The sequence below is a fragment of the Marinifilum sp. D737 genome (assembly GCF_026672275.1).
Lineage (GTDB): Bacteria > Bacteroidota > Bacteroidia > Bacteroidales > Marinifilaceae > Marinifilum.
On sequence record NZ_JANQCD010000039.1, the window covers coordinates 24,431 to 38,798 of the forward strand.

10 protein-coding genes and 1 other RNA gene are annotated in these 14,368 nt (G+C 36.6%); 4 read left to right on the plus strand and 7 right to left on the minus strand.

What is annotated here, in order from left to right; translation table 11 throughout:
- Positions 1-13: 13 nt before the first annotated feature.
- Both NQ163_RS17725 and rho read right to left on the minus strand, forming a co-directional pair.
- A complete protein-coding gene (locus NQ163_RS17725) occupies positions 14-1,201 on the minus strand; it encodes an ATP-binding protein (RefSeq protein ID WP_268191672.1) in 1,188 nt (395 codons plus the stop codon).
- Between the two features lie 217 nt (positions 1,202-1,418).
- Positions 1,419-3,155, minus strand: a complete 1,737-nt coding sequence (gene rho / locus NQ163_RS17730) for a transcription termination factor Rho (RefSeq protein ID WP_268191673.1) — start codon at positions 3,153-3,155, stop codon at positions 1,419-1,421.
- Between the two features lie 307 nt (positions 3,156-3,462).
- Between rho and NQ163_RS17735 the strand changes: the two genes are divergently transcribed.
- Together NQ163_RS17735 and rpe are read left to right on the plus strand one after the other, a co-directional pair.
- Positions 3,463-4,329, plus strand: coding sequence for a sigma-70 family RNA polymerase sigma factor (locus tag NQ163_RS17735; RefSeq protein WP_120241668.1), 867 nt, complete (start codon positions 3,463-3,465; stop codon positions 4,327-4,329).
- Positions 4,330-4,445: 116 nt separating this feature from the next.
- Positions 4,446-5,096 (plus strand): ribulose-phosphate 3-epimerase, encoded by a 651-nt coding sequence (gene rpe / locus NQ163_RS17740; RefSeq protein ID WP_268191674.1) that lies wholly within the window; start codon positions 4,446-4,448, stop codon positions 5,094-5,096.
- Between the two features lie 42 nt (positions 5,097-5,138).
- Here the strand turns inward: rpe and NQ163_RS17745 are convergent, their stop codons facing one another.
- Positions 5,139-6,371 (minus strand): NAD(P)-dependent oxidoreductase, encoded by a 1,233-nt coding sequence (locus tag NQ163_RS17745; protein WP_268191675.1) that lies wholly within the window; start codon positions 6,369-6,371, stop codon positions 5,139-5,141.
- A gap of 255 nt (positions 6,372-6,626) precedes the next feature.
- Here NQ163_RS17745 and ssrA point away from each other — a divergent pair.
- Positions 6,627-7,030, plus strand: a transfer-messenger RNA (tmRNA) gene (gene ssrA, locus NQ163_RS17750).
- Between the two features lie 56 nt (positions 7,031-7,086).
- On the opposite strand, the gene galE is transcribed toward ssrA, so the two are convergent.
- The 4 genes from galE to NQ163_RS17770 form a co-directional block, all read right to left on the minus strand.
- Complete coding sequence (galE, locus tag NQ163_RS17755; protein ID WP_268191676.1) at positions 7,087-8,109, minus strand: UDP-glucose 4-epimerase GalE; 1,023 nt, start codon at positions 8,107-8,109, stop codon at positions 7,087-7,089.
- A gap of 22 nt (positions 8,110-8,131) precedes the next feature.
- Complete coding sequence (locus tag NQ163_RS17760; RefSeq protein WP_268191677.1) at positions 8,132-8,773, minus strand: sugar-binding protein; 642 nt, start codon at positions 8,771-8,773, stop codon at positions 8,132-8,134.
- A 143-nt stretch (positions 8,774-8,916) separates the two neighbouring features.
- A complete protein-coding gene (locus NQ163_RS17765) occupies positions 8,917-10,512 on the minus strand; it encodes a sulfatase (protein ID WP_268191678.1) in 1,596 nt (531 codons plus the stop codon).
- Positions 10,513-10,563: 51 nt separating this feature from the next.
- A complete protein-coding gene (locus tag NQ163_RS17770; RefSeq protein WP_268191679.1) occupies positions 10,564-12,147 on the minus strand; it encodes a sulfatase-like hydrolase/transferase in 1,584 nt (527 codons plus the stop codon).
- 230 nt (positions 12,148-12,377) lie between these two features.
- On the opposite strand from NQ163_RS17770, the gene NQ163_RS17775 reads away from it, so the two are divergent.
- Positions 12,378-13,889 (plus strand): sulfatase, encoded by a 1,512-nt coding sequence (locus tag NQ163_RS17775; protein WP_268191680.1) that lies wholly within the window; start codon positions 12,378-12,380, stop codon positions 13,887-13,889.
- The last annotated feature ends 479 nt before the right edge of the window (positions 13,890-14,368 follow it).

The following is a 14,368-nucleotide window of genomic DNA, read 5'->3' on the forward strand; positions in this document are numbered from 1 at the left end:
GTTATTTAATTCTCTAATATAAAAAACCGAACAACCATAAAGGAATTTTATTTCCTTCACCGCGTTCGATCATGTCGGCGGCCTCAAATAAGTCTTCTGTTCTAATATTAGAATCAGACATATTTGTATTGCCTGTAATTTTAAAATTGTACTTGTCATTCACTAAAAAATGTCCCATATCCGTACTTGTAAAAAGTCTTGTAGGTGCTACCTGATTGTAAAAAAAGGTTTCACGCAAGTTATCCTGATCGATATTCTCAGGAGATATGGCATACAGTAAATTGGTATTGTGTAAATATACCTTATTGGGCTTTTTAGATGAATCTTTATAGCTATCCTTCGAGTTAAGCAAACGAATTAATCTTGCATTTTTCAAATATCGCAAGTAATTCATAATCGTAGCTCTTGAAGTTTCCACATCATTTGCCAACTTGCTAACATTTGGCTGAAATGGCACATTGCTCGAAATGATATAAAGTAGTTTCTTTAGCTTTGGCAAATATTTTAATTCTATTTGGTTCAAATACGTAATATCAAACTCCAACATCAGGTTGATAATTTTCAGCAAATTATCAATAAAACTTCTCTCTTCCTGATAACAGGGATAATATCCGTAACGCAAATAATCATTAAAATAAGCCAGAGGTCTTACTTTCTCAAGAATTTCATCGACAATCTCCTCGTGATTTTCGATAATATCTTCTAAAGAATAGCTTTTAAATTTGTTTCCAGTTTCGTGATTTAAAAATTCTCGGAATGATAATCCATTAAGGTAATATACATTCACAATATCTTTAAGTTCCTCGTTTGTTTTTACTCTTAAAATAGAAGAAGCCGTAAATATAATTTTTAAGTCACCACATTGCTCATAGCAAGTTTTTAAATCTTTTGCCCAATCAGGATATTTATGAATCTGATCTAACAATAACAACTTGCCACCTTTTTTATAGAATTCATCAACAAACGAAACCAGTCCTCTTTCGGTAAAGAACAGGTTGTTCATGTTTATATAAAGACATGATTTATCGTTTGCACAATTTTCTCGAACATAGTCTAACAGGAAGGTAGTTTTACCTACACCTCTGGCACCTTTAATAGCAATTAATCGTTGCGACCAATCAATTTGATCAGCCAATTGTCGACGAATATTACTCTTTTTGTTTTTCAACAAACTATTATGTGTCTGTAGTAAGGTGTTCATACTTCTTCGAAATTTACATGGCAAATTTATAGAATTAAAGCTTAATTTTGTAATCTCGAGATTACAAAAGCACCTATTTTTTGCTATTTATACTTATTTAAAATAACATGTCGCACAACAGCTTTCCCTTGCTATAACTGATCATTCCTTAAAAAAGTATTATAAAAAAAAAGAGGCCGTAAAATTACGGCCTCTTCTATATCATATTGTATTTGACTTATTTGTCGTTCATCGAAATCAAGAACTCCTCATTCGAACGAGTTTTTCTCATTCTATCGCTAATAAACTGCATAGCTTCTACAGAATTCATATCGGTTAAGAAGTTACGAAGTACCCAAATGCGATTCAACTGGCCTTCGTCCAATAGAAGATCTTCTCGACGTGTACTAGAAGCTGTAATGTCAACAGCAGGGTAAATACGCTTGTTAGATAATTTACGATCCAACTGAAGTTCCATATTACCAGTTCCTTTAAATTCTTCGAAAATTACTTCGTCCATTTTAGAACCTGTTTCTGTTAATGCAGTTGCCAAAATAGTAAGCGATCCTCCATTTTCGATATTACGAGCAGCACCAAAGAAACGTTTTGGCTTGTGAAGAGCATTTGCGTCAACACCACCAGAAAGTACTTTACCCGATGCAGGAGAAACTGTATTGTAAGCACGGGCCAAACGAGTAATTGAATCAAGTAAGATTACAACATCATGTCCACACTCAACCATACGTTTTGCTTTTTCAAGCACAATGTTAGCAACTCTTACATGACGTTCTGCCGGCTCATCAAAAGTAGATGAAATTACTTCAGCATTTACACTTCTTGCCATATCAGTTACCTCTTCCGGACGTTCGTCAATCAGAAGAATAATCATATAAGCTTCAGGGTTATTGGCAGCAATTGCATTGGCAACTTCTTTCAACAATACAGTTTTACCTGTTTTTGGCTGCGCAACAATCAAACCTCTTTGTCCCTTACCAATAGGTGCAAACATATCAACTACACGAGTAGATAATGAATTTGAAGAACCTCCGGTTAAATTGAATTTTTCATCTGGGAAAAGTGGTGTCAAATGATCGAAAGGAACACGGTCACGAATCACCTCTGGCAAACGACCATTAATCTTTTCAACCTTAATTAATGGGAAATATTTTTCACCTTCTTTTGGAGGGCGAATCGATCCGTTAACTGTATCACCAGTTTTTAAACCAAACAGCTTAATTTGCGACTGAGACACATAAATATCATCAGGAGAATTTAAATAATTATAATCTGATGAACGAAGGAAACCATAACCATCAGGCATAATTTCCAACACTCCGGAACTATTAATAATTCCATCAAATTCGAAAAGTTTTTCTTTCTCTCTTTTTTCGAATCTTTTTCTGTGCTGACTTTTATCCTGACGATCCTGTCTATCGTTTCTGTCGGTTCTTTCTTGCCTTTCCGGTCTTTCAGGTTTCTCAGCTTTCTCGCCTCTTTCCTGCTTTTCTAGTTTTGGCTTTTCTTCTTTAACAACAGAAGTCTCTTCTTTCTGAGTTTTCACCTCCTCTTTATTTTCAGTTTCAAGCTTAACTGGTTCAGCTTTTTTCTCAACAACCTTTCTGGTACGTTTAGGTTTTGCAGGAGCCTCTTCAGCTTTCTTTTCTTCAGGCTGAATCTGAGATGCAGCATCTTTTACAGCCTCTTTGACTGGCTGCTCTGTTTTTCTTCTTCTGCGTAGCTTGATTTTAGGCTGATCATCCTCAGTCTTTGTCTCTCCTTCCGATTTTTTAACTCTCTTACGAGGAGTCTTTTTCTCAGAAGATTTCATTTCTGAAGCTACAATCGCCTGCTGATCAAGAATCTTATAAATTAAATCTTGTTTTTTAAAAGATTCAATCTTCTTGATTTTAAGTTCTTTAGCGATTTCTCGCAACTCAGGCACAAGCTTCTTGTTTAATTCAAGAATATCGTACATATATAATTTATTAATATTTTTTGGGTAATGTTTTTTTAGATAGAATTGTATTTGAACAATACGGAACCTGATCTTTCGACCTCTAAATGAGAAGAATCAATCGGAATTCAAATGCAATATTACGCATTTACTTATAATTCGCAAAAAATAATTGCATAATAATCCTGAAAATAGAAATTATGATGATTTTCAGGATCAATCTCATGCCGTAAATAAGTTCTCGCAGATTTCTTTTTTTAAATCATTTTGCTATATTTAAATATTAATGACGGAGTTAGGCTTCATCATTTTATACCAAAATTCCACTATGAGACAGCTAAAAATTACCAAACAAGTAACAAACAGAGAAACTCCTTCGCTGGACAAGTATCTGCATGAAATTGGGAAGGTCGACCTGATTTCGGCAGAGGAAGAGGTTCAACTTGCCAGAAAGATAAAAAAGGGAGATAAAAAAGCTCTGGATCGGCTTATTAAGTGTAATCTGCGTTTTGTTGTATCTGTATCAAAGCAATATCAGAACCAAGGTCTTAGCTTGCCTGATTTGATTAACGAAGGAAATTTAGGCTTAATTAAAGCTGCCCAAAGGTTTGATGAAACAAGAGGATTTAAATTTATTTCTTATGCAGTTTGGTGGATTCGTCAATCAATTTTACAAGCCTTGGCTGAACAAGCAAGAATCGTTCGTTTACCACTAAATAAAATTGGTTCCATCAATAAAATCAACAAAACATTCTCTCAGTTAGAGCAAGAGTATCAGCGTGAACCTTCAGCTGAAGAAATTGCCAATATTTTAGAAATGAGCCCAAAGGATGTAAAGGAAGCATTAAAGGCATCTGGTCGCCATGTATCTATGGATGCACCAATCAATCCCGAAGAGGAAAACACCCTTTACGACATCTTATTAAGCAATGATGAAATTAGTCCAGATAAGGCGTTAATTCGAGATTCGCTTAGAAAAGAAATCGAGCGATCTTTATCAACACTATCAAAACGAGAAGCCGCCATCATTCGTTTGTATTTTGGTTTAAACGGAAAACCACCATACTCGTTGGAAGAAATTGGAAAGGAATTTGGATTAACTCGGGAAAGAGTTCGCCAGATTAAAGAAAAAGCCATTAAACGAATGAAGTCAACTTTTAGAAGCAAAATCTTAAAAACTTATTTAGGAGAATAAATACTTACATGATTGAATGATATTTAAAGGATAAGGGAAAAATTTCAGCATTTCTTTCTTATCCTTTTTTAATTATATCTTTGCGCCAAATTAAAATACTAATATTAAACAATCAGATGCAAACAATTATTTCACCATCCTTATTATCGGCAGATTTCACCAATCTGAAAGCTGACATTGAGATGGTTAATAAAAGCGAAGCCGATTGGTTTCACCTGGATATTATGGATGGTGTTTTTGTTCCTAATATCTCATACGGACTGCCAGTAGTACAACAAATCAATAAAATTGCTGAAAAGCCATTGGATGTTCATTTAATGATTATTGATCCGGATAGATATGTTGAAGCTTTTCAAAAAGCTGGAGCTGATTATCTAACTGTACACTACGAAGCATGTACTCACCTACACCGCACCGTACAAAACATCAAGCAACATGGAATGAAAGCTGGAGTTTCTTTAAACCCACACACTCCTGTATCTGTTCTTGAAGATATTATTCAAGATCTTGATTTGGTACTATTAATGAGTGTAAATCCTGGATTTGGAGGACAAAGCTTTATTGAAAATACTTATAAAAAAGTAAAGCAATTAAAAGCTATGATTGCTGAAAAAAATGCCAATACAATAATTGAAGTTGACGGCGGTGTTAATTTAGAGACCGGAAAGAAATTGCTTGAAGCAGGAGCCAATGCACTTGTTGCAGGTAGTTTTGTTTTTGGAGCTAATGATCCAACACATACCATATCAAATTTGAAAAATTTATAATAATAAAAAAGACCAAATGAAATTCCATTTGGTCTTTTTGTTTTATACAGTTACGGCATCTTTGCCTTCCAGGTAATCCTGCAAATAAGCAAAATGCTTTGTAAGTTTTCCTTCTTTAGCTATGGTAGCTCGTTCTAAAATTCCTTCCGGGTCATCACCAAACAAAGCTTCGTAAACATTATCGGCCAAAGCTTCTCCAAAATCTATCGATGAATCACGAGGCAGTTCACCTGGTAAATTATCTACAGCCATAACCGTAACATTACGTTTGTCAACAAAAGGAATGGCCTCTTCTTCACTAAATCTATCATATCCATAAAAAGAGGAAGCAATAGTAGAAGGTCTCAAAGTCGATGGCAATGGTCCATCAATATCACAACTAACATCTGCAATTACCGAAATTCTAAAATCATCCTCTTTATAATCCTCAGGAGTTAGAAACCTTGGGGCTTTTGGATCCCAATAATGACATGCTATATATAAATCAGTAACTTTCGAAAATTTCTTAAATGTTGATTGGTACATCTCAGGATGATCGTAAAAATGCTTCAAATCAAAATCCGAACCATCAATTCTTTCAACGTATTTATCGGGATCTATTCTGCACACTACAGGCTCATCATATTCTGTAGTTAAAAATTCTTTAGGATCAACTTCCTTTAAATTTAAAACTCGAATGGTTTGCATAGCGCCCATTGCAACTCTCCCTCCACCTGTTATCAGAATTTTAATTGGCTTAAGAGTAATCTTTTTTAAATGCCTGTACATTTCGTTCATATCCAAACATGTTCTTGCAGGAGGCAAATCGAAGAAATCCGTTCTCATTCCCCTGGCTCGCAAAGCTTTGTAAGCACCAACTACTCCTGCCCAATGTCCAAATGCAACAAGTCTCTGCCCGGATAAATTGGTTAAATATTCATAATCGATCAATGTAATGTTTCTTTTAATTACTTGTTGGAGCAATTTTCGATTATGAGCTTGCTGTTTTGCTGTATGCGAAAAAAACAGATAGGTTTTATTGGGAATTAAAGTGGGAATATTCACTTCCTTTACTCCTATTAAAATATCGCACTCTCTAAGGTCTTCAGTTAAAAAATAGCCTTGATCACGATACTCTGCGTCGGTAAAACATCTTATGTCACTCGGCTGAATAAAAATGCTTACATCGGGATATTTTTCTAGTATTTTTAAACCTGTTACAGGTGGAATAGCCACTCTTTTATCTGGTGGATTTTTGGTTTCTCGAAGTACTCCTACTCGAATGCGATTCTTCATATTCAAAATTTTAGGGATGAGCCAAAGGTGTTCCTGATAATCTAAGCCAAACGGATATCAAAACACTATATTTATTTAAATTTAATAAACATTTAACAGATTTCAGAATTTTCATTAAAAATTTAACACACTATTCCATTACTGATTTTTAATCTGATACAAAACTGTTAGGATAAAAAAAGGTGCTAAATCAGCTATTTCTGACCCAATAAGTTTAACAGCTAAATGTTTTTTACTAATTTTGCGTGAATTCTAGGGGCTGACGTGGTTTTGACAGCATGTAGAATTGATATGTAAGCATGTCGAGCGTTGTGATTCCAGCTCGTAAATATCGGATCTCACACTTTTTAATTGGCGAAACAAATTACGCTCTTGCTGCTTAATCGAATCATAGTAGATTAAAGCTTTATTGCGGCACAAGGATGCTGCGACGAGACATCCCGCTTATGGTTCCACCTTGTTCCGGTAAGTATATGGGATGCTGGCAATTCAGGGTTAGTTGATAATTTACTTCGGGTTATTGGCGAAATTTAGAAGGTAAGCTAAGGTCTCGGGTGTGCTTTCCTTATCCTTAGTCGAAAATCAATAAATCACTAAGCATGTAGAAAGCCTATTGGTCGCATGTTTGGACCAGGGTTCGATTCCCTGCAGCTCCACACATAAAAAATCCCACTTAAATCATCTATTTAAGTGGGATTTTTTATTTGATTACAGCTTATTTTTTAATATTCTCTTGCCATTTCCAGGCCGAAAGCAAAGTTTCATCCAATGTACTTTCCGCTTTCCAACCTAACTCATTATTTGCATAGGTAGTATCGGCATAAATCTTTTCAATATCACCCGCTCTACGATCAACAATTTTATGAGGAACTTTTTCTCCTGTTGCTCTTTCAAAAGATGTTATAATCTCTAATACAGATACTCCATTTCCAGTACCCACATTAAAATATTCATAGCCATTTTGATTTTTATTCTCCAACAATCGTTCTATGGCTACAACATGAGCTTTTGCCAAATCCACAACATGAATGTAATCGCGAATAGCAGATCCGTCAGGAGTATCGTAATCATTTCCAAATACACTCAATTCAGGTCGAATACCTGCTACGGTTTGCGTTAAAAAAGGAATTAAGTTATTGGGAACACCTAATGGTAATTCTCCAATTTTTGCAGTTTCGTGCGCTCCAATTGGATTAAAATATCTCAATGCAATCCCTTTTAAACTAGAATTGGCATGTACGGTATCGCGAATAATATCTTCACAAATACTTTTGGTATTGCCATATGGCGATTCTGCTTCTTTCCTTGGTGTTTGCTCTGTAACCGGAAGTTTATCAGGCTGACCATACACAGTACATGATGATGAGAATACCAGATTATTCACCTTAAAATCATTCATGCATTCCATGATATTCATAAGTGAATTTAGGTTGTTATGGTAATACATTAATGGTTTCTCTACCGATTCACCTACTGCTTTAGAGGCTGCAAAATGAATAATCGCCTCTAAATTAGCGTATTCATTAAAAAAGTCTTTTACCTTTTGCTTATCCGTTAAATCAAAATTCTCAAATTTAGGTCGAATGCCTGTAATTGCTTCAATCTGGTCTAAAACCTCAATTTTTGAATTTGATAAATTATCAACAATTACAACATCGTAACCACTATTTTGTAACTCAACAACAGTATGAGAACCAATAAATCCGGTTCCACCTGTTACAAGAATTTGCTTCTTCATTCTTCTTATCTTTTACCTCTTATTATCTTAAAATCAACTTACCAAATGAAGATGGGATATGAAAGTCCGGATCTTCAGCATCTGGTTTCACCCACGAAATCCATCTTAGATCAGCTTCTTTCTCATCAGCAGGTAATGCCATACAATGACCTCTATACAATCCGGCTTCCAAAGTATCATTATTTAATAAGCCTAATTCTTTTAATGATGATAAATCAATGGCTCCCTCAAACACATAACCTTTAGAGTTTTTTGAAGCTTTTACCTGTAATTTATCTGCTGGCCACTGCCATTCAAAATCAAATTTTCGGTAATAATTAGCCACATAGTCAAGAACTCTTGCGTGAGCATCCATTTCCAGGCAGTAATATGGAGTTAATTCCTTGTCTCTTCTAAAAAAAATCTCTACTCTATCAGAATCAACAACCTCCATTTTATGATTTTGATCAACGAATGTAAGTACATTTTCTTCCTCAACATCGAACCTAAAATAGAAGTTCTTTTCATCATACAAAGCTCTAAAAACCATTGAGGAAGATTCATTTTCTTCCCAAGGATAATTAAAATCTTGATTTATATTGGCCATTTCCCATACAGGGTGCATTTCTCCGCCTGTGATAATCAGACAATCATTCTTAATTTTATTTACTTTATATGTTTTCATCATTTATAATTTACATCGCATTATTTAAATCCATTCAGAAAATTAATTTAAATAATGTAATTCTTATTTCTTTTCAAACACAGGGATATCTTAGATCAATAGGATCATATTCAAATAAATAGATCCGTGTTAACCTACAATAACTAATTCAGGTAATCAGGCATACTTTTCGGATTCCTGGTCCACCTTTCTACTCGACTATTAATCATGTGATACTCCTTATTCTTATCTGTTGGCTGGTAAATGTCTTTCGGAAGATACTTTTTCAAGTTTTCAATTACATTTTTGTATTCTGGATTTCCAGCCAAATTGGTATGCTCTCCATAATCTTTAAGCTCATCATACAACTCTTCCGAACCATCATTGTAACGAATGTATCTCCAGTTGTCTCGACGGATTGAATGGCTACCATAAGTCCATGTACTTACTACAGGATTCTTTCTCTTCACATTCATATCCTGTAGCAAAGGAAGAAGATCCTCACCATCCTGTTGTTTGCTCTCCTTTAGTCCACACAAACCAGACAAAGTAGGATAAATATCCAGTAAACTAACCGCATTTTTATTTACCTTTCCTCCATCTGTTACTCCTGGAACAACCCATAACATTGGAGCAACCGTAGCCTCATTCCACATGTTGTTTTTGCGCCAGTTCATTTTCTCTCCAAAACACTGACCATGATCAGACCAAAGTACGATAATTGTATTTTTGCCATGTTTGCTATTGTCTAAAGCATCCAATAGTTTACCCAACTGAGCATCCATAAAAGTAATGGAAGCCAAATATCCTTGTACCAACTGTTTTCTGTAATCTGCGCCAAGGGTTCTAACAATATGTTCTGCACCTGGTTCTGTAATTCCTTCAGCCATTGCTTTTCCGTAAATTGGGATATCTGCAAACTCATCTTCAATGGCTTTTGGCACTTCTATCTGATCCAATGGATACATATCGAAATATTCGCGAGGTGCAGTATAAGGTACGTGTGGTCTTAAAAATCCAACTCCCAACATGAATGGCTTGTCGTAATCCTTCTGTAATTTTTCAATGGCCCACTCTACATTCAACTCATCGGGCATTTTGCCTTCTGGCAAATATTCTCTATCAATAGGACCAGCACATAATGAAAAACCTGGAAAATTTGTACCATGCTCTTTATTGTACTTTACAGTTCCTGATCCGCCCATAGGAAAAGGATAAAAATCGGGAGCACCATAACGGTTCCCATCTTTAATCAACTTCTCAGTTAAAGCATAAGCTCTCGGTTTTCTCTCATCCCACAACTTTTGATGTTCAAACTTCTCCTCTATCTCCCAACAAGCATGTCCTTCTATTTTTCCACAAGCCATGGTATGATATCCATTCTGACGCATGTGAACAGGCAATAGGTTCACCTCATTCCAAATGTTCATATTTCGGGTTCCGCTCTTGTTGGTGTAGCATCCTGTTGTAGTTGGAGCCAAAGATGAAAGTACCGCCAAACGCGATGGTGTACACACTGCAACTGAAGCGTGGGCATTGGTAAAGTATACTCCTCTTTGTGCCAATCGTTCCAGATTAGGAGTCTTCACATCAGGGTGTCCCTTAGAAACTCCTGTCCAGTCATTCAAATCATCTACCGAGATGAACAAGACGTTGGGCTTACCTGTTTTTTCTTGAGTTTTTGTGGCTTCTCCTCCACAAGATTGTAGCAACAAAGCACCAACTCCTAATAGTATTGTATTCGTGATTTTTTGAATCATTTCCTTCTTCTGATGTTCGAGTAATTTAATTCCAATATTTTAATTCACCAATTATGATTTAGGCAATAGTTTCGCCCAAGTCTCCTTTTTCCACTCAACTGGCTTTTCCATTTCAATGATCCATTGGTCGAAAGCCGTTTTCAACCTGCTAGTCAACTCTGGCTTTTCAGCAGCAAGATTGTTCTCTTCTCCCGGATCCTGTTTGATATTGAACAATTCATATCTGTCTCCCACTGGGTAATAATGCATCATGTAATCACCTTCCAAAACCGTTCCTGCCGGGTCTGATAAATACTCACGATACTGACTTGATGGAAATGCGGTCACTTCTTTGCTTCCTTTCACATATTGCTCATAAGCAGCCCAAAAATCAAGATTCTTATCACTCCAGTGATAGGCCTGACAACCAGCCCAAAACAATTGTCTCTTTTGATTGTTTACCTTCTCTCCTTTTATCACGTTCTGCAAATCAATTCCATCTACCAAATTGGAAACATCAATACCTCCTGCAGCCAATGCTGTTGGCAAAAGATCCATTGCTGATACATTTTCGGTAATTACTTGCCCTGATTTGATCAAACCTGGCGCCCAAACAAACATTGGAACATGAATACCTCCCTGAAACATCAACCCTTTATTGCCTTTAAATGCACCATTAAGTGGTAGTGGTGAATCTACTACAGCACCATTATCACTTACGAATAAAATCATTGTATTTTGATCAAGATTCAGTTCTTTCAATTTTGATACAATCTGCCCAATTCCATCATCAACTGCAGCTAAAGTTGCATAGTAATTGTCAACCTCAGAATTACCAGTATCAAATCTTTGGTATTTTCTTGGAGCCTGTTCTTCCAATGGAATATGAGGAGCATTATACGACAAGAACATGAAGAAAGGATCATTCTGATTTTCTTCAATGTACTTCAAAGCCTCATCGGTAAACTCATCTGTAATATATCCCTGGGATTTTACATGTTCGTAGTTTCTGAACAAGCTGGTAGCATTGTAGTAGTTGCTACCATGGTAGTTGAATCCATAATAGTAATCGAAACCTTTACTCAATGGGTGCTGATTTTTCACACATCCATAAATGGCATCGCGATGATAATCCCGAGTCTTTTCTACCAAAGAATCTATGGTCAACTCTCCCAGGTGCCATTTTCCAATCATAGCAGTCTTGTAACCATTTTCCTGAAAAGTTTCTGACAAGAATTTCTCATCAGGACGAACTCCCGCTTCTGCATCGTAATTGTTATAAATTCCAAAACGCTGAGTATACTTCCCGGTAAGCAATGCAGCTCTTGATGGAGCACATGTTGTTGAAGCAACAAATGCATTGGTAAACTTTATTCCTTCATTGGCCAAGCTCGAAGTTTGCGGCATGGCTGATTGAGCAGCCTCATAAGCCGCTTCTATTGCTGTAGTATATCGATTCGTTACCTTCGTATTTTTTAACTGATCATGCGTGTAGGACTCGGAATCAAAGTTCAGCTGACCATATCCCTGATCATCGGTCACAACCAAAATTACATTTGGTTTTTGCAATTTTTCATCTGCTGTTTTACCAGTTCCTGTTGCGCAAGCACCTAAAACCAAAGGCCACATTGCATGTATAATCTTGTTTAATTTCACTGATGATTTGTTTTTAATGGATTTTTCTCAAAGTTGCTATATCCTTCAATCCTACTTGTGCAAAATCATACAAATCAATTCCAATATCATACACCACTATTGTACACTATTACTTAATCTGCTTTATTTACAAGTGTTTCAAATATTGGGACCATTACCAATTATTTATCCTATTTTTAATCATAAACTTTAATTTCAAATTTTAGTTCTAAACTAACTTAATTCCAAGAATGAAAAAACTAACAATAAACATATCAAGTTACATAAGCTTGATTGCATGTGCAGGTGCTTTACTATTTAGTGCTTGTACAAATTCTAAACAAGCAAGTCAAGCTAATATCATATTATTTCTAGTGGATGACATGGGCTGGACCGACACCTCGGTTCCTTTTGGCAAAACAGCAACGCCAAACAATAAATACCAGAAAACACCAAATATGGAACTGATGGCTCAACAGGGCATCAAATTTACCAGTGCCTATGCAGCCAGCCCTGTTTGCTCGCCTACCCGATGCAGCATTCTTACGGGTAAAAATCCGGCCAAAAGCCAAATCACCAACTGGATTCCCGGACAGGGAAATGATGTTCCTGAATCGGAACAGAAATTATTCATTCCAGATTGGAACATTAACGGATTAACAGCTGCCGACATCACTTTCCCAAAAATATTGCAAGAACATGGCTACACCACGGCTCACATTGGGAAAGCCCACTTCGGAAAAGCCGGAACTTCAGGTGCAGATCCAATACAGCTAGGTTTCGATTACAATATTGCAGGACACCATGCGGGTCATCCGGCTTCCTACTATTATCCTTACGGAAAAGAAGACAGCGGATACAAGGTTCCCGACATGGAAGAGTTTGCAAAAGACAGCCTCTACCTTACCGATGCACTAACGGTGAAAGCAACACAGCTAATCGAAAAACTTTCGAATGAGAAGAAACCCTTTTTCCTGAATTTTGCTCACTATGCCGTCCACACTCCAATTCAGGAGCACAAAGAGCTGGTTCAACAATTTATTCAGGAAGGAAAAACCGAAGCCGAAGCAAAATATGCTTCCATGGTAGCCAGCATGGATAACAGTTTGGGCGCTGTAATGAACAAACTGAATGAGCTAAAAATTGCTGACAACACCATCATCATTTTCATGTCGGACAATGGAGGCCTGGTAACCCATGCGGGACATCCAACCACCAATGCTCCCCTTAGCGATGGAAAGGGAACTTGCCGTGAAGGAGGAATCAGAGTTCCTATGATGGTAAAGTGGGCTGGAAAAGTGAAGCCTGGCACTCAGTGTGACGAACCTGTATGCAGCGACGATTTCTTCCCAACCATTCTTCAAATGGCAGGAATTTCTCCTGAGGCCTACCTGGAAACCATTGACGGGAAAGACCTGACACCTCTTCTTACCGGCAAGGGATCCTTTGATCGTCCTGAAGGTCTTTGTTTTCACTATCCACACTATTGGGCATGGAAAGCCTTAAGAGATAGCTATCCAAGTATTAAACCATTTAGCTCCATTAGAATGGGCAAATGGAAACTTTGCTACGGGTATGAAGACGAAAAGGCAGAACTATTCGATTTGGAAAATGACATCGCAGAGAAACACAATTTGCTTGATGAACATCCTGAAATCGCAAAAAAACTATGCACACAATTGCGATCATATTTAAAAAGTGTTGATGCACAAACTCCGGTTGACAGACATAGTGGTAACCATTTAGCGTATCCTAAATTATAAAGCTAAAAAATTGTACCTACCGCAACTTTTTGCGAAAGATATAAAAAAATCAAGCGTAAAGCACCCAGTAAAATTGTTGTAAGTACAATTGTTACTTGCGGTGCTTTACGCTTAAATCAATAAAGGCGAATTCATTTTCTAATTCAGCCTATATACTATCTAAGTTTTCTGGTGCTATATGGAATACAGTGGGTAATTCATTTTAATAGTTCTTTATCACCCTTACAAATAACTTAAAGTTGGATTAATTATTCCATCATATAGCATATGCTTACTCATTAATATTCTTTTTGCTCAAGCCGCAAGGCTTTTCCTTTCTCCATTGATGAGAAAGGAAACAAAGAATCTAGGGCGTGTAAGGTCAAACTACTTATACTTGAAAAATTTAAGTGCGGCGGGGTGATCTTCTCTCCCGATTATGAATTTTGTTGCATTTGGCTCCCAAATGCTTACAAATTCTATTTCGGGACGAAGCTTCC